9 protein-coding genes are annotated in these 17,899 nt (G+C 65.2%); 8 read left to right on the top strand and 1 reads right to left on the bottom strand.

Annotated features, from left to right (window positions below):
• Window positions 1-347 precede the first annotated feature (347 nt).
• Window positions 348-2,858 carry a M4 family metallopeptidase gene (locus ACYVGK_RS07110; RefSeq protein ID WP_460732643.1) on the top strand — a complete coding sequence of 837 codons (2,511 nt, stop codon included), beginning with the start codon at window positions 348-350 and terminating at the stop codon, window positions 2,856-2,858.
• Between the two features lie 33 nt (window positions 2,859-2,891).
• On the opposite strand, the gene ACYVGK_RS07105 is transcribed toward ACYVGK_RS07110, so the two are convergent.
• The gene (locus ACYVGK_RS07105) at window positions 2,892-3,527 is read right to left on the bottom strand and encodes a TetR/AcrR family transcriptional regulator (RefSeq protein ID WP_460732642.1); all 636 of its coding nucleotides are present in this window, start codon (window positions 3,525-3,527) and stop codon (window positions 2,892-2,894) included.
• 111 nt (window positions 3,528-3,638) lie between these two features.
• On the opposite strand from ACYVGK_RS07105, the gene ACYVGK_RS07100 reads away from it, so the two are divergent.
• From ACYVGK_RS07100 to ACYVGK_RS07070, 7 genes are all read left to right on the top strand, one after another.
• Entirely contained in the window at window positions 3,639-4,802 is a 1,164-nt protein-coding gene (locus ACYVGK_RS07100) for an isovaleryl-CoA dehydrogenase (RefSeq protein ID WP_460732641.1), read from the top strand.
• Window positions 4,803-4,806: 4 nt separating this feature from the next.
• Window positions 4,807-6,414, top strand: a complete 1,608-nt coding sequence (locus ACYVGK_RS07095) for a carboxyl transferase domain-containing protein (RefSeq protein WP_460732639.1) — start codon at window positions 4,807-4,809, stop codon at window positions 6,412-6,414.
• A gap of 54 nt (window positions 6,415-6,468) precedes the next feature.
• Window positions 6,469-8,451 (top strand): acetyl/propionyl/methylcrotonyl-CoA carboxylase subunit alpha, encoded by a 1,983-nt coding sequence (locus ACYVGK_RS07090; protein ID WP_460732637.1) that lies wholly within the window; start codon window positions 6,469-6,471, stop codon window positions 8,449-8,451.
• A 145-nt stretch (window positions 8,452-8,596) separates the two neighbouring features.
• Complete coding sequence (locus tag ACYVGK_RS07085) at window positions 8,597-9,544, top strand: ABC transporter ATP-binding protein (RefSeq protein WP_460732636.1); 948 nt, start codon at window positions 8,597-8,599, stop codon at window positions 9,542-9,544.
• A 12-nt stretch (window positions 9,545-9,556) separates the two neighbouring features.
• Window positions 9,557-13,153 carry an ABC transporter permease/M1 family aminopeptidase gene (locus ACYVGK_RS07080; RefSeq protein WP_460732635.1) on the top strand — a complete coding sequence of 1,199 codons (3,597 nt, stop codon included), beginning with the start codon at window positions 9,557-9,559 and terminating at the stop codon, window positions 13,151-13,153.
• 129 nt (window positions 13,154-13,282) lie between these two features.
• On the top strand, window positions 13,283-15,721 hold the full coding sequence (locus ACYVGK_RS07075) for a winged helix-turn-helix domain-containing protein (protein WP_460732634.1): 2,439 nt from the start codon (window positions 13,283-13,285) through the stop codon (window positions 15,719-15,721).
• Window positions 15,722-16,287: 566 nt separating this feature from the next.
• Window positions 16,288-17,829 carry a M4 family metallopeptidase gene (locus ACYVGK_RS07070; RefSeq protein WP_460732632.1) on the top strand — a complete coding sequence of 514 codons (1,542 nt, stop codon included), beginning with the start codon at window positions 16,288-16,290 and terminating at the stop codon, window positions 17,827-17,829.
• Window positions 17,830-17,899 lie beyond the last annotated feature (70 nt).

The raw sequence follows: 17,899 nt of genomic DNA, 5'->3' as shown, positions 1-17,899 counted from the left end.
TACGGCAACGGCTCGGCCGAGTACAACGCCGTCGCCGCGGCGTGGAGCGCGGTCAGCGTCAACTGATCCTGACCTAGCGAAGATGGCCCGCAATCGCGGGCCGTCTTCTTCGGCGACTCATCAACTTCTTCGCCACCAAGGATGGACGCGCCCAGCGTTCTGTCTGTTGGTGGTAGGGGTTGCAGCTTCTGGCTGCAGCCCCGCTTCCTTTTCGCGCTGGCGCAGCGGACAACCCGCGTGCGGTGGCGGCCTGTAGGGCAGGGGACATGCAGGCAGGTAGACCCATCGGTACGCGCCCCTCGTGCATCCATCATTCGAGGTAGTCGAAAGTGAATCGCGATCTGCAAATGAAGGCGCTTGCCGCAGCCACGCTGCTGGCGCTCGCCAGTGGTAACGCTGCAGCTGCCAAGCGCGTCGAGCTGAGCAAGCTCGATCTGAAGTCGCTCAACCGCCAGTACGCCGCGAGCATCGCGGTCACCGGTGCGCCGAAGATGAACCACTCGCGCCATGAGCAGCTGCTTGGCGTGGAGCAGGATTCGTATCTGGTGATGCAGTCCAGCAACCGCAGCGGTCCCTCGGTCAATCGCCGTTACAAGCAGACGTTCCGTGGCCTGCCGATCTTCGGTGAAAACCTGGTCGTCAGCGAAGACGCCCAGGGCAACGTGCAGGCGCTGTTCGGCCGCAAGATCGACGGTCTGGCGAGCGATATCGCCTCGACCACGCCGCGCCTGACCAGCGCACAGGCGCTGGCCGCTGCCAAGCGCGCCGCGCTGGGCAACCGCACCGTGGTGGGCAACGAGAAGGTCGAGCTGCAGGTCTATGTGGACGCTGCAGGTCGTGCAAGTCTGGCCTACGCGGTCGACTTCGTCGCCGACACGCCGCGTCGCGATTCGCTGTCGCGTCCGATCGTGTTGATCGACGCCCTCAACGGCCGCGTCCTGGCGCAGTACGAAAACCTGCAGACCGACCTGGTCGGCACGGGCCCTGGTGGCAACGCCAAGATGGGGCAGTACGAATACGGCAGCAATGGCAAGCCTTTCCTGGACGTGACCCAGAGCGGCACCACGTGCTCGATGGAAAATGCCGACGTCAAGGTCATCAACGCGAACCATACCGGCAACACCAGCACCGGCGCGTTCAACTACAACGTTGCCGCGTACTCGTACACCTGCCCGCGTAACACCTTCCAGACCATCAACGGCGGTTATTCGCCGATCAACGACGTGATGCACAACACCGGCGTCGTGATGCAGATGTACCGGGATTGGACCGGCGCGACTCCGATCGCCGGCAAGCTGATGTCGGCCGTTCATTACGCCAACAGCTGGGACAATGCGGCGTGGAACGGCACCGGCATGGTGTACGGCGATGGCTCCTCGTTCTATCCGCTGGTCAGCCTGGACGTGAGCTCGCACGAAGTGTCGCACGGCTTCACCGAGCAGCACTCCGGTCTGGGCCCTTACTACAACAGCCAGGCCGGCTGCATGAACGAAGCGTATTCGGACATGTCCGGTGAAGCGGCCGAGTACTACGACCGCAACGGCACCGTCGACTGGATGGTGGGCGCCGAGATCAAGAAGAGCGCCGGCGCACTGCGCTACATGGACGATCCCACCCGGGACGGCCAGTCGATCGCCAACGCCAGCCAGTACAACACCAGCATCGACCCGCACCTGTGCTCGGGCGTGTACAACAAGGCGTTCTACAACCTGGCCCACATGAACGGCTGGAACACCAAGACCGCATGGCTGTCGTTCCAGCGCGCCAACCGTGACTACTGGGCCAGCACTGCCACGTTCGCCACGGGCGCCCAGGGCGTTGTGAAGGCGGCGTGTGACCTGGGCTACAGCGGCCAGGACGTCGTTGCTGCGTTCAACACCGTGGGCGTCAATGCCGGTGCGGTTCCGGCCGGTTGCGGCGGCGTGCCGGGCAACAGCAATCCGGTGGCGAACTTCAGCTCCTCGGTCAACGGCCTCACGGTGTCGTTCACCGACAGCTCGACCGACAGCGACGGCAGCATCACCGCGCGTTCGTGGGCCTTCGGCGACGGCACCACCTCGACGGCGACCAATCCGAGCAAGACCTACACCGCGGGCGGCACCTACACGGTCACGCTGACGGTCACCGACAACGCCGGTGCGACCAACACCAAGACCAGTTCGGTCACGGTCGTCGACCCGAACGCCAACGTGCTGACCAATGGCGTGGCCAAGACCGGCCTGTCCGGTGCAGCCGGTTCGTCGCAGACCTACAGCCTGGTCGTTCCGGCTGGCGCGACCGGTCTGAAGTTCGTGTCCGCGGGCGGCACCGGTGACGCCGACATGTACGTCAAGTTCGGCGCGCAGCCGAGCACCACCGTGTACGACTGCAAGTCCGAAGGCAGCACCACCGCCGAGACCTGCAACATCGCCACGGCGCAGGCGGGTACCTACTACGTGCTGATCAAGGGCTACGCCGCGTACTCGGGCATGAGCCTGACCGGCAGTTACACCGCCGGCGGTGGCGGCGGCGCGCAGACCTACAGCAACGCGGCCGACTACAGCATCCCGGACAACAACGCGACGGGCATCAGCAGCCCGATCACCGTGTCCGGCCGTACCGGCAACGGTCCGACGAACGCATCGATCTCGGTCAATGTCGTGCACACCTACGTGGGCGACCTGAAGCTCGACCTGATCGCTCCGGACGGCACGGTCTACAACCTGCGCAGCAACACCGGCGGCAGCGCCGACAACATCGTCGAGACCTACACCAAGGACGTCTCGACCGAAGCGCTGAACGGTACCTGGAAGCTGCGTGTGATCGACAACGCGGGCCAGGACACCGGCTACATCAACAGCTGGAGCGTCACGTTCTAATCCGTAACTAGCAGGACCCTCAGAGCCCCGGCTTCAGGCCGGGGCTTTTTTTTGCGTTGCCGTCATGCTGCCGGCCGCACGCAGGCAGACCTCGCGGATCGACGCCGCCAGCCGGTCGGCGTCCTGCGCCTTCTTCAGCTGCGGTGCGACCGGCCCGACCAGGGCCTCGGTGAACGCGCCGACGATGCAGGCTGCGGTGACGTCGGCGTCCTGTTCGGCGAACTCACCGCTCTCGATCCCTTCCTGCAGCAGGTCGCGGAACACCTCGCAGAAGCGGCGGCGCCCCCGGATGCGTTCGGCATCGACTTCGGGGTCCACCGGTTCGGCAATGAAGGCGTAGGCCAGCCAGGGCCCCGCCATCGCGCGATGGACGAAGGAGTCGATCGCCATGCCCAGCCGCTCGGCCACAGATTCCTGGCCTTTGGCGATCCCCCGCAGCACCTCGACTTCGCCGTCGACCGCTGCGGTCAGCACCTCGACAAATAGTTCTGCCTTGGACGGGAAGTAGCGGTAGATCAGCCCGGTCGAAACCCCGGCATCGGCCGCGACCGCGGCGATCTGGGCCTCGCGGAAGCCGCCGACCGCGACCAGCTTGCGGGTGGCCTGGAGGATGCGGTCGCGGTTGGCCGCGATGCGCTGCTCCATCAAGTCCGAACGCTTATAAGCCAAAAGAATGACTCCCTGTTCAAATTATGAAAACAGATTCACTTCTAGGCCCGGTTGGGCTAGGCTGGCTATCCAATATGGCCGAGCCATGCGGCCAGTCCAGCGGAGTCCGCCATGCACGTCCCCACCCTGAATTTCGACCTCGGCGAAGAGATCGACGCCCTGCGCGAGTCCGTCGCCGCCCTGGCCGCCCGCGAGATCGCGCCGCTGGCCGAGAAGGCCGACCACGACAACGTCTTCCCCAACCAGCTGTGGCCCGTGCTCGGCGAATACGGCCTGCTGGGCATGACGGTGGAGGAGGAGTACGGCGGCAGTGGCCTGGGTTATCTCGCGCATGTCGTCGCCATGGAGGAAATCTCGCGCGCTTCCGGTGCGATCGGCCTATCTTACGGCGCGCATTCCAACCTCTGCCTCAACCAGCTGCGCAAGAACGCCAGCGCCGAGCAGAAGGCGCGCTACTTGCCGCGCCTGTGCACCGGTGAGCATGTGGGCGCACTGGCGATGAGTGAGCCGAACGCGGGTTCCGACGTGGTGTCGATGAAGCTGCGTGCCGAGCGTCGCGGCGATCACTTCGTGCTCAACGGCAACAAGATGTGGATCACCAACGGCCCGGACGCCGACGTGCTCGTCGTCTATGCCAAGACCGATCCCGCCGCCGGTTCCAAGGGCATCACCACTTTCATTGTCGAGAAGGGCTTCAAGGGTTTCTCCACCGCGCAGAAGCTGGACAAGCTGGGCATGCGCGGTTCGAACACCTGCGAACTGGTCTTCGAGGATTGCGAAGTGCCGGTCGAGAACGTGCTCGGCACCATCGGTGGTGGCGTGCGCGTGCTGATGTCGGGCCTGGATTACGAACGGCTCGTGTTGTCCGGCGGTCCGCTGGGCCTGATGGCGGCGGCGATGGACCAGGTGCTGCCGTATGTGCATGAGCGCAAGCAGTTCGGCGCGCCGATCGGCACCTTCCAGCTGATGCAGGCCAAGCTCGCCGACATGTATGTCGGCCTCAACGCGTGCCGTGCCTACGTGTATGCCGTGGCGAAGGCCGCCGACAAGGGGCGCACCACGCGTCAGGACGCCGCGGGCGCGATTCTCTATGCCGCGGAAAAGGCCACCTGGCTGACCGGTCAGGCGATCCAGGTGCTCGGCGGCAACGGCTACATCAACGAATTCCCGACCGGCCGTTTGTGGCGCGACGCCAAGCTGTACGAGATCGGCGCGGGCACCTCGGAAATCCGCCGCATGCTGATCGGCCGCGAGCTGTTCCAGCAGACGGCCTGACGCCATGGCCGTCCTCTCCAGCCAGCTGCATACCGGCAGCGAATCCTTCCAGACCAATGCCGCGGCAATGCGCACAGCGGTCGATGATCTGCGCGACCTCAACGACAAGATCGCGCTCGGCGGCAACGAAGCCGCGCGCGAGAAGCACAAGGCGCGCGGCAAGCTGCTGGTGCGCGAGCGCATCGACGCGCTGCTCGATCCGGGTTCGCCGTTCCTCGAGATCGCGCCGCTCGCCGCACACGAGATGTACGACGACGCCGTGCCGTGCGCCGGCATGGTCGCCGGCATCGGCCGCGTCAGCGGCGTGGAGTGCGTGATCGTCGGCAACGACGCCACGGTCAAGGGCGGCACGTATTACCCAGTCACGGTCAAGAAGCATCTGCGTGCACAGGAAGTCGCGCTGCAGAACCGTCTGCCGTGCATCTACCTGGTCGACTCCGGCGGCGCATTCCTGCCGATGCAGGATGAAGTCTTCCCGGACCGTGACCACTTCGGCCGCATCTTCTACAACCAGGCCAATCTCTCCGCGGCCGGCATTCCGCAGATCGCCTGCGTGATGGGCTCGTGCACCGCCGGTGGTGCCTACGTGCCGGCAATGTCGGACGAAACCGTGATCGTGCGCGAGCAGGGCACGATCTTCCTCGGCGGTCCGCCGCTGGTGAAGGCGGCGACTGGTGAGGAAGTCGGTGCGGAAGAGCTGGGCGGCGCCGATGTGCATACGCGCATTTCCGGCGTGGCCGACCATTTCGCCGAAGACGACCAGCACGCGTTGGCGCGCGTGCGCGAGATTGTCTCCGGGCTCAACTGGGAGAAGCAGGGTCGTCTGCGCCTGCGCGAATCGGTCGAACCGCGTTTTGATCCGCAGGAACTGCACGGCGTGATCCCCGCCGACCCGCGCAAGTCCTACGACGTGCGTGAAGTGATCGCGCGCCTGGTCGACGGCAGCGAGTTCGACGAGTTCAAGGCGCGCTACGGCACCACGCTGGTGACCGGCCTGGCGCATATCCACGGCCATCCGGTCGGCATCGTCGCCAACAACGGCATCCTGTTCTCCGAGGCCGCGCTCAAGGGCGCGCACTTCATCCAGCTGTGTGCGCAGCGCGGCATTCCGCTGGTGTTCCTTCAGAACATCACCGGCTTCATGGTTGGTCGCAAGTACGAGAATGGCGGCATCGCGAAGGACGGCGCGAAGCTGGTCACCGCGGTGGCCACCGCGAAGGTGCCCAAGTTCACCGTGGTGATCGGCGGCAGCTTCGGCGCCGGTAACTACGGCATGTGCGGCCGTGCGTATTCGCCGCGCTTCCTGTGGATGTGGCCGAACGCGCGCATCGGCGTGATGGGCGGCGAGCAGGCGGCGAACGTGCTGGCGACCGTGCGTCGCGACGGCATCGAAGCCAAGGGCGGGCAGTGGACCGGCGAGCAGGAAGCCGAATTCAAGCGTCCGATCCAGGAACAGTTCGAGCAGCAGGGCCATTCGTACTACGCCAGTGCGCGGCTGTGGGACGACGGCATCATCGATCCCGCGCAGACCCGACGCGTGCTCGGCCTGGCGCTGTCGGCATCGCTGAACGCCCCGATCGAAGACACGCGCTTCGGCGTGTTCCGCATGTAAGCCGCTTGAAATGCGCCCTGGGCGCTTTTCAACACACTACTAGTGAGCCGCGCCATGTTCGACAAGATCCTGATCGCCAACCGCGGCGAGATCGCCTGCCGCGTCATCGCCACCTGCAAGCGCCTGGGTATCGCCACGGTTGCGGTGTATTCCGACGCGGATCGCGATGCGCGCCATGTGCGTCTGGCCGACGAAGCGGTGCGCCTCGGCCCGGCCGCGGCGCGCGAAAGCTACCTGCGCGCCGATGCCCTGCTCGACGCCGCGTTGCGCACCGGTGCACAGGCGATCCATCCGGGTTACGGCTTTCTGTCGGAGAACGCCGACTTCGCCGAAGCCTGTGCCGCGCGCGGCATCGTCTTCATCGGCCCGCCCGCCAGTGCGATCCGCGCGATGGGCGACAAGCGCGCAGCGAAGGCGTTGATGGCTGCGGCCGGCGTGCCGGTGACGCCCGGCTATCACGGCGACGATCAATCCGCCGAGCTGCTGCGCCAGCAGGCCGATGCCATCGGCTATCCGGTGCTGATCAAGGCCAGCGCGGGCGGTGGCGGCAAGGGCATGCGTCTGGTCGAACGCAGCGAGGATTTCGCCGCCGCATTGGCCTCGTGCCAGCGCGAAGCGGAAGCCTCGTTCGGTGATGCGCGCGTACTGCTTGAGCGTTACATCGTGCGCCCGCGCCACATCGAGATCCAGGTGTTCGCCGACACCCATGGCAACACGGTGCATCTGTTCGAGCGCGACTGCTCGGTGCAGCGCCGGCATCAGAAGGTGCTGGAAGAAGCGCCGGCACCAGGCATGGACCCGCAGCGTCGCGAAGCCATGGCGGCCGCCGCGGTAGCTGCCGCGAAGGCGGTGAGTTACGTCGGTGCCGGCACCATCGAATTCATCGTCAGCCAGGACGGCGAATTCCATTTCATGGAAATGAACACCCGCCTGCAGGTCGAGCATCCGGTGACCGAACTGATCACCGGCACCGACCTGGTCGAATGGCAGCTGCGCGTCGCCGCCGGGCAGCCGCTGCCGCTGGCGCAGGATCAACTGACGATCCGCGGCCACGCGCTGGAAGCGCGGCTGTATGCCGAAGACGCGAGCCGCGGCTTCCTGCCTTCGACCGGTGAGTTGCTGCATTTCGCGGTGCCGGCAGCGTCGAAGCATGTGCGCATCGACACCGGCGTGGAGCAGGGCGACAGCATCACCCCGTGGTACGACCCGATGATCGCCAAGCTGATCGTCTGGGACGAGGACCGCGAGCGCGCACTGCAACGCATGCGCCGCCTGCTCGCGGACGTGCACGTGGTCGGCGTCACCTCCAATGTCGACTTCCTGCAGAAGCTGGTCGATCACGACGCCTTCGCGCGGGCCGACCTCGATACCGGCCTGATCGAACGCGGCGCCGATACCTTGCTGGCGCCGCCAGTGGCCGCCGACGCGGAAGCACAGCAGTTGGCGGCCCTTGCCTTCATCCTGCGGCGGCGCGCAGCGCAACGCGGCGATGGCAGTTCGCCGTGGGATGCGCACGACGGCTGGCGCCTGCGCGGTCACGCGTCGCGCACGTTGACGCTGGCCTGTGCGGGCGAGGAGATCCCGGTGCGCATCGAAGCCAGTGGCGACGAGTTCCGCATTGCGCGGGGCGACGAAACGCCGATCACCGTGCGCGGCCGCATTGATGGCGCGACCCTGCAGGCGTGGTTCGGCGAACATCGCGTCACGTCGCAAGCCGTGTTCGACGGCGCGCACCTACATCTGTTCCATCGCGGTCGCCACCACCGCTTCGAACTCCTCGACCCCCTGCGGACCACCGCCACCGGCGCTGCCGCACACGGCGGCGGCCTGAACGCTCCGATGCCCGGGCGCATCGTCCAGTTGCTGGCCCTGCCGGACGCCCCAGTGACCAAAGGCACTGCGTTGCTCGTCCTGGAAGCCATGAAAATGGAACATACCCTGCTGGCGCCGAGTGACGGCGTCGTCCGGCAGTTCCTGGTCAAGGCCGGGGACCTGGTGGCGGACGGCGCGGCGTTGCTCGACTTCGAACAGGCGTAGCCATCCTTCGCGCGGCAGTGGGCCCTGCCGCGCGTTAGTCAGTGATGTGTATTGCGTGGATTGCGTCGCAAGGCGCGATCCGCCGTCGTGCGCATCCGTCACGCACCAGGCCCGCCCGCGCGGGCTCCATCTTCAAGGGGTTCCGATGCTCACCATCCGCCAGCTCAGCAAGACCTACGCCAACGGCGTCCACGCGCTCAACAACGTCACGCTCGATATCCCGCGCGGGATGTTCGGCTTGCTCGGCCCCAACGGCGCCGGCAAATCCTCGCTGATGCGCACGCTGGCCACGCTGCAGGAAGCAGACAGCGGCAGCGTCGCGCTCGAAGGCGCGGACGGTGGAGTCATCGATGTGTTGCGCGACAAGGATGCGGTGCGCCGCCAGCTCGGCTACCTGCCGCAAGACTTCGGCGTGTATCCCAAGGTCAGCGCGGAAGATCTGCTGGAACACTTCGCCGTGCTCAAGGGCCTGACCCAGCGCAAGCAACGCCGTGAGGTCGTGGAAGGCCTGCTCAAACAGGTGAACCTGTGGGACGTGCGCAAGCGCAAGCTCGGCACGTACTCGGGTGGCATGCGTCAGCGCTTCGGCATCGCGCAGGCGTTGCTGGGCAATCCGCGTCTGGTGATCGTCGACGAACCCACCGCCGGCCTCGACCCGGAAGAGCGCAACCGCTTCCTCAACCTGCTCGCCGAGATCGGCGAGAACGTCGCGGTGATCCTGTCCACGCACATCGTCGAAGACGTCACTGACCTGTGCCCGAACATGGCGATCATGAACAAGGGGCAGGTGCTGCTTACCGGGCGCCCCGGCGATGCGATCGACGCGCTGGCGAATCAGGTGTGGCGCAAGCAGGTCACCAAGGCCAGCCTGCCGACGTACGAAGCGAATCACACCGTGTTGTCGACGCGTCTGGTCGCGGGTCATCCGGTGATCCATGTGTTCAGTAGCGAGCGTCCGGAAGCCGGTTTCGAGCAGGTCGCGCCGGATCTGGAAGACGTCTACTTCCAGCGCCTGCGTCTGCAAGCCCGCGGTGGCCATGCGTCGACCGCAACCGCCGCCGCCGCGCCGGTGGCGCGGGCCGAACTGGCCTGACGGAGCGCACCCATGATTCGTGAGTTCTTTACCTTCGAGCTGCGCGAGCAGCTGCGGTCGCCATTGCTGTGGTTGATTGCCGGACTGTTTGCCCTGCTCGCATTCGGCGCGGCCGGCAGCGACGCCGTGCAGCTGGGCGGCGGCATTGGCAACGTGTACCGCAACGCCCCCACCGTCATCGTCAACTGGATGGGGCTGTTCACGTTGATCGGGATGCTCGTCATCACGATCTTCATCAGCAATGCGCTGCTGCGTGATTTCGACTACGGCATCGCCGAGCTGTTCTTCGCCAGCCCGATCCGCAAGCGCGATTACCTGGTCGGTCGCATAGGTGCGGCGCTCGCCGCCAGCCTGATGGTCTACGTGGTCATCGCGATCGGCATCTTCGTCGCCCAGTTCATGCCGTGGATCGATCCGGCGCGGCTTGGACCGGTGTCGCTGAAGCCGTACCTGTGGGTGTTCGCGGTGTACGTGATTCCCAACCTGCTGTTCACCGGCGCGATCCTGGCGCTGCTGGCGGCGGCCACCCGCAGCATCCTGTGGGTGTATCTGGGCGTGATCGGCTTCTTCGTTCTGTACGGAGTCAGTGCGGCGCTGCTGCGCGATGTCGACAACGTCTGGATCGCCACGCTGCTGGAACCGCTGGGCCTGCGCGCCATGTCGCGCACGATCCGCTACTGGTCGGCGGAGGAGCGCAATAACGGCTTGCCGGCCATCGCCGGATACATTCTCGCCAACCGCGCACTGTGGACCGCGATCGCGATGGGCTTGTTCGCGGCGACGTTTGCGGTGTTCAAGACCCAGCGCACCGGCACGTCGGGCAAGCGCTTCGGCCGCAAGACCGTCGCAGTGGCGGCGTCGGTCGTGGCCGCTCCGCGCACGCAGGTGGTGGTGCCAAAGGTCACGCCCGACTTCGGTCGCGCGACTGCATGGCAGCAGTTCCTGCGCCAATTCCGATTCGACACGTTCGGTGTGTTCCGCAGTGTGCCGTTCCTGGTGATGCTGGCCTTCGGCATGGCCAACTTCATCCCGAGTGCGCTGTTCCGCGAGAGCATGTACGACACCGGCATCTATCCGGTGACCTCGCAGATGCTGACGGCGCTGCAGGGCAGCTATAGCTTCCTGCTGATCATCATCGTGTTGTTCTATGCCGGCGAGCTGGTGTGGAAGGAGCGCGGCGCCAAGATCGGCGAGGTGAGCGATGCGCTGCCGGTGCCGAACTGGGTGCCGTTGCTGGCGAAGTTCGCCGCACTCATCGCCGTCATCGTCTCGTTCCAGCTGGTCGGTGCGGTCACCGCAATGCTGATCCAATTGGCCAAGGGATACACGAACCTCGAGCCATTGGTCTACGCGAAGACGCTACTGCTCGACTCGGTGGTCTACGTGCTGATGGGGGGCATGGCGTTGTGCCTGCAGGTGTTCTGCAACAACAAGTTCATCGGCTATGCCGCGCTGATCGTCGTGCTGATCCTGCAGAACGTGCTGGGGATGCTCGACTTCACCCACAATCTGTACAACTTCGGCAACTGGCCGATCGCGCCGTATTCGGACATGAACGGCTACGGCCACTTCCTGTCGGCGCAATTGTGGTTCCAGGGATATTGGGGCGTGTTCCTGCTGGCTTTGCTGCTGGTGGCTGCAGCGTTCTGGGTGCGTGGCGTAGGTGGCAACCGGCGCGAGCGTTTCGTGTTGGCCCGTCAGCGCCTCTCCGGTCGTCTGGGTGCTGGCCTTGCGGTCTGTGTACTGGCGTTCGCGGCGGTGGGCGGGTTCCTCTACTGGAATACCAACATCCGCAACGATTTCACCTCGCCGGACCAGATGCTCGATCTGCAGGCCCGTTACGAGCGCGAATACGGCAAGTACAAGGGCCTGCCGCAGCCAAAGATCACCGCGGTGAACGTCGACGTCGATCTGCGACCGGAGACGCAGTCGTTGCGTGTTGATGGCACCTACAAGGTGCGCAACCCGCATGCGAAGCCGATCAATGAAGTGCACGTACAGATGGAAGACGACCGTGCAATGGCGTCGATCGATATGGGCGGCGCCAGACTGGTCAAGCACGATGAGCCGCTGGGCTATCGCATCTATCGGCTCGACCGTCCGCTGCAACCGGGCGAGGAGCGCACGGTGCGCTTCAAGCTCGACTTCCATCCGAATGGGATCACCAATCAGGTGGCGCAGACCCGGATCGTCGAGAACGGCAGCTTCTTCAACAACCGCATGTTCCCGACGTTCGGCTACAACGAAGGCGGCCAGATCGAAGATCGCAACGAGCGGCGCAAGCGTGGGCTTGGCCCGGTGACGCGCATGCCGAAGCTGGAGGACGTTGCGGCGCGCTCGCATCCGTATATCGATGACGATGCCGACTGGCTCAGTTTCAACGCCACGATCTGCACGGCGCCGGACCAGACCGCGCTCGCGCCGGGCTACCTGCAGCAGGAATTCACCCGTGACGGCCGGCGCTGCTTCCGCTACGCAATGGATCGCCCGATGCTGAATTTCTATGCGTTCCTGTCGGCGCGTTGGGACGTTCGCAAGGGCAGCTATCACGGCGTCAATGGCGAGATCCCGATCGAGATCTACTTCGATCCCAAGCATCCGTACAACGTGGACCGGATGATTCAGGCGGTGCAGAAGTCGCTGGCTTATTACGAAGCCAACTTCACTCCCTATCAGCACCGTCAGGTGCGGATCATGGAGTTCCCGGGCTATTCCAGCTTCGCGCAGAGCTTCGCCAACACCATCCCGTACTCGGAATCGATCGGCTTCATCGCCGACCTGCGCGACAAGAACGCGGTCGACTACGTGTTCTACGTCACCGCGCACGAGGTCGCGCACCAGTGGTGGGCGCACCAGGTGATCGGCGGCAACGTGCAGGGTGCCACCGTGCTGTCCGAATCGCTGGCGCAGTATTCGGCGCTGATGGTGATGGAGCGCGAGTACGGCCGCGACCATATGCGCCGCTTCCTCAAGACCGAGCTGGACCAGTACCTGGCCGGGCGCGGCGTCGAGCGTCTGGAAGAGCTGCCGCTGTATCGCGTAGAGAACCAGCAGTACATCCACTACCAGAAGGGCTCGCTGGTGTTCTACCGCCTGCGCGAGGAAATGGGCGAGGCCGCACTCAACCGCGCGCTGAAGAAGTTCCTACAGGACAAGGGCTACCAGCAGCCGCCGTACACGACCTCGGCGGAGCTGTTGGACTACCTGCGTGCGGAGGCGACGGCGGCACAGCGCACGCTGATCACCGACTTGTTCGAGAAGATCAGCTTCTACGACAACCGCGTGCAGGAGGCGACGGCGCACAAGCGCGCCGACGGCAAGTACGAAGTTACCCTCGATCTGTTCGCCGCCAAGCGTTACGCCGACGGCAAGGGCAAGGAGACCGCGGGCAAGCTCGACGACTGGATCGAAGTCGGCGTCTTCGCACGCGGCCCCTCGGGCGAGGAAGCGGACGAGAAGGTGTTGTACCTGCAGCGCCACCACATCACTGCCGAGCATCCCAAGCTCACGGTGGTGGTTGATGCGCCACCGTACGAAGTCGGCTTCGATCCGTACAACAAGCTGATCGACCGGGTGTCGTCGGACAACCGCAAACGCGTGGCCCTGTAGGCCGGCTAAGGAAAGGCCCCGCTTCGGCGGGGCCTTTTCTTTCGGCGCGAGGGTCGCTAGGGCGGGACTGCTTCGTTGTAAGCTCAGGGACTTCCTGCACCGCCAGGTGCAGTCGACATCCGCGAGCGTATGCGCCCCAAGTACCTGTTCGGCGAATTCGAGCTCAATCCGGCTTCGCGGGAACTCCTGCGAAAAGGGGAGCTTGTAGCGCTGCGTCCCAGGTCGCTGGAATGTCTGATCTATCTAATCGAGCACCGCGACCGCGCGGTCGGCCGCGACGAACTGATCTCGGCCGTCTGGGGACGCGTCGATGCCAGCGATACGGTCGTGGCGCAGACGATGCTGCGCGCGCGCAAGGCGCTGGATGACACCGGCGACCAGCAGGTGATGATCCGCACCGTACCGCGCTTCGGGTACCGCTGGGTCGCGCCGATCAGGGAAGCGGCGGTTTCATCGGGTTCGCATGACAGCGCGGCTTATGCCGGCGAACGCATTGCCGAGCCGGTGCCTTCCGCCTCAGCGCTCTACGCGGAGGCCGATAGCGAAACCGATAGCGAAACCGATAGCGACCGGGAAGCGCTGGATATCGTCGATACCGCAGAAGTCGAGGCTGCAGAGACGATCGGAGCTGATATCGAGGAAGCAGCCGAAGTCTCGCCGTCGGCCGGAAGGCGCGGCCGACTTCTGCGTATCTGGGCGCCACTGCTGTTGCTCGCACTGTTGGCACTCGGCCTCGGCTACTTCTTTTATCCACGGCACGATGAACCGGCGCCGATCGCGAACGACGCGGTGCTGGTCATGCCGGTGACGGTCGTGCCTATGGATTCCGAGAATGCGTGGGCGCGATTGGGTGCCATGGACTATATGGCTGCGCGCCTGCGCGCCAGCGGCATCAACGTACTCCCCAGCGAACAGGCCATGCGTCTGAGCACGGCGATCGAAGGCGATACGCCCGCGGTCGCGCGCAAGAAACTGCGCGCTCTCAGCGGCGCGCGCTGGATCGTCCTCCCGCAGATGCAGCGGGAGGGCAACGGCTGGGTGGTCGTGCTGCGCCTGTTCGAAGACGGCCAGGAGCAACGACTCCAGGCGCAAGGCAATACGGCGCTGGTCGCCGTCGCCGAAGCAGCCGACGTGTGGCTGCGGCGACTGGGCGGGCAGGGCGAAACGGGGAAACCGCCGAGCCCTTCAGCCGAGCGTCTGCAGCGCCTCGACGCGGAAATCCTGGCGGGCCGGTTGCAGGAAGCGACGCGCCTGCTCAGGACCTCGTTGCCGGCCGAACGCCGCGATCCCCGCTTTCTCTATCGCGAGGCCAAGCTCGAGTTTCGCGCCGGGCATGTCGACGCGGCGGCGACCTTGTTTCAACAGGCCCTCGACCAGGCGGCGGACGCCGACACGCCGACGAAGATCGGCGCACTGCAGGGATTGGCCGGAGCCGAACGCGTCCGGAACAACGTGGACGCCGCTGAGCTCCGCTTTACCCAGGCATTGGCGCTGCTGCAGTCGTTGCCGTCCGACCGCATCAATTCGCGACTGACCGGACTCGTCTATCAGGGGCTGGGCATCATCCGCATCCAGCGTGGCGACGTCGACGGCGGCATGAAGTACCTGGGTCAGTCCCGTGTCTGGATCCAGCGCTCCGGAGATCTCGTTTTATTGGGCGCGGTTGGACACAACATTGGCCGGGCCGAAATCCTGCGTGGCAACTATGCGCAGGCCTTGAGCGAATTCGACCGTTCGATCGAGACATTCGAACGCTTTCGGGTCAACGACTATCTCGCGAATTCATTGGGCGAAAAGGCCGAGTTGCTACTCGCATTGGCCCGGCCCGCCGATGCCTGGGACACCATTCGCCGCGCGCAGCCGCATTTGCCCAAGTTGGAAGACACCCATCTGGCGGCCGAGATCCTGGCGACGACGGCCAGGATTCAGATGGCGCAAGGGCGGATGAGCGACGCCGGCGACACGTTGGCTCGCATCCGGTCGCTGGGCGTACGCGACACCGATCCTGCGCTCCTGGAGTCGTTGCTGCGCCTGCACCTGGCACAGGGCGAGATGGTCGGGGCGCGGAAGCTTGCCCGGAATGCTCCGCCCGCGGCAGGCGGCGACGACAGGTTGATGCTCGTGGCCGTCCAGACCGCGTTGCGCGCCGGCGACCTGCCGGCAGCGAAATCGTGGCTGTCCAGTGACTCGTCGGTTGGCGAGCAGGATGCCCGCTATCACGCAGTGGCCCTGGAGTTGGCGCGGGCACTCATTGCGCGAGCCGAAGGCAATGGGGCGAGTGCGCTTCAGCATGCGGAGCGGGCCGCGGGCGTGACGGGAGTGTCCCCCGACGCAGAGATCCAGACAGGCGTCATGCAGGCGAAGGTCTTGCTCGATGCCCGGCAGTACGACGCTGCTTCGGCCATCATGGGAAGGCTGGAGAAGTACGCGGAAACGGACTATCGCGTCGCCTGGACGATGCTGACGCTCTATCGGGCGCTGGGAGACCAGCGAGCGGCTGCTGCGGCACTTGAGCGCGCAAACGCGCTGCGTGGAGATCGCGATCTAGCGGTTGAGCCGGTGCTGTGACTTGAGGTTTGAAGGGTGGGGCCGCGTCCGAGACCGACAGCGAGACCCCGAACCCCCTCGCCCCGCTTGCGGGGAGAGGGACAGCGTCGCGCCGCGACGCAGGGTGAGGGGCCGTGTCGCGAGCGCGACAGCAAAAGCAAGAGCGCCCCTCATCTGCCCTTCGGGCATCTTCTCCCCGCAAGCGGGGAGAAGAGCTAATAACGATAGAGCGCCGCCCGTCTTCGGGAGATCGTTTCGTCAGCGACCACAAACACAGGTCCGTCGCTGCGTTCGGGCGACGTCTGCGAATGAGTACGCTTGAGTACGGAAACCGCATTGCCGCCTCCTTGGTCATGTATTACGGCGACTGTGAATGAGCTCAGGCATCACCCGCGCGTGAACGCTCCAAGGCCTGGCTGACCAAGGCATCTCCGCTCCATTTCCTTTTCATGACCGCGCCGTTTTTCCCTCTTGTGGGGCAGATGGGCCGGGGCCGAACGTTGATACCCATCGCGATCCCGCACAGACGGGACGCCGTGATGCAGCTGCCTTCGCACTGCGTCGGACTTCGACTCCGGGGAGCGTTCATGCGTCTGAATACCAAGCTGTATGCCGCGGCTGTGCTGGCCACGGCCGTGGGCAATGCGTTGGCGGCCAATTCTTCGCCCACCGGGCGCGCACTCGACCTGCTGAGCAGCCACCCGATCGAGGCGCGATCGTCCTCGCATGACCGGTTCGTCGCCAATGACGTCGTAGTCGACCGGGATGGAACCGAGCATGTCCGATTCGGTCGCACCTACGCGGGCCTGACCGTGATCGGTGGCGATCTGGTGATGCACTCGCGCAAAGGCCAGTACCAGGGCATTTCCGTGACGCAGGGCAGGCCGCTGTACCTGTCGGTGCGGCCGAGCTTCGATTCGAGTGCTGCGATCGTCGCCGCAGGCGCGGAGTTCGGCGCCGACTTCACCGGCACTCCGGAAACCGCTCTGGTGGTGTACGCCCGCGGCCGCGCGCCCCGATTGGCGTGGCAGGTGCGTTTGCAGAACGAACGCGCGGACATGACCTACATCATCGATGCGCAAGGCGGCCGGGTACTAGATCGCTGGAGCAATCGTGAGGGCGCGGTCGCCAACGGCACGGCCCGGACCCTGTATTCCGGTGACGTCGCCCTGACCACCAATTCCACCTTGAGCGGCTTCGAGATGCGCGACCCGACACGCGGCGGCACTCGCACCATCGACGCGTCCAACAGCCGCACCTCCGGTCAGATCTACAAGGATGTCGACAACGTCTGGGGCAACTACGCGGTCTCCGATCTGGCCACCGCCGCCGCCGATGCGCAGTACGGCACGAACGTCACCTGGGACTACTACAAGAACACGCACGGCCGCATTGGCATCGCCAACGACGGCAAAGGCGCCTACAACCGCGTGCACTACGGGTTTTCCTACAGCAACGCCTATTGGTCCGACGGCTGCTTCTGCATGACCTATGGCGACGGCGACGGCGTCCACCTCAACCCGCTGGTTGCGCTGGACATCGCCGGCCACGAGATGAGCCACGGCGTCACCTCTCGCACGGCCAGCCTGATCTACTCGGGTGAATCCGGCGGCCTGAACGAAGCGACCTCGGACATCCTGGGCACGATGGTCGAGTTCTATGCCAACAATCCCAAGGACACTCCGGACTATCTGATCGGCGAGCAAGTCTTTATAGGCAACGTGGCGGGCAGTCCCAGCCAGCGCGCACTGCGCTACATGTTCAATCCATCCGCCGATCACGCCTCGCCCAACTGCTACTACAACGGCATCGGCAATCTGGACGTGCACTACTCCTCTGGTGTCGCCAACCTGTTCTTCTATCTGTTGGCCGAAGGCACCGACGCCAAGACGTATAGCGGCGTGAACCACACACCGCAGCCGACCTGCAACGGCTCGACCTTTGCAGGTATCGGTCGCGCCAAGGCCGAGAGGATCTGGTACCGCGCGCTGAGCGTGTACTTCACTTCCGGCATCGACTACGCCGGTGCGCGCACAGCCACGATCAGCGCCGCGAACGACCTGTACGGCTCCACTTCGGCCGAAGCGAGCGCGGTTGCGACCGCCTGGTCCGCCGTCAGCGTCAACTGAACCTAGGGGGGGCGCCGCGGGGCGCCCGGGAAATCGGGCGTCCCGCGACGCAATGCCCCACCTGGCACCT

The organism is Lysobacter tyrosinilyticus (assembly GCF_054779815.1).
Note: the sequence above shows the minus strand (reverse complement) of the source record. Positions and strands in the feature narration are given on the sequence as shown.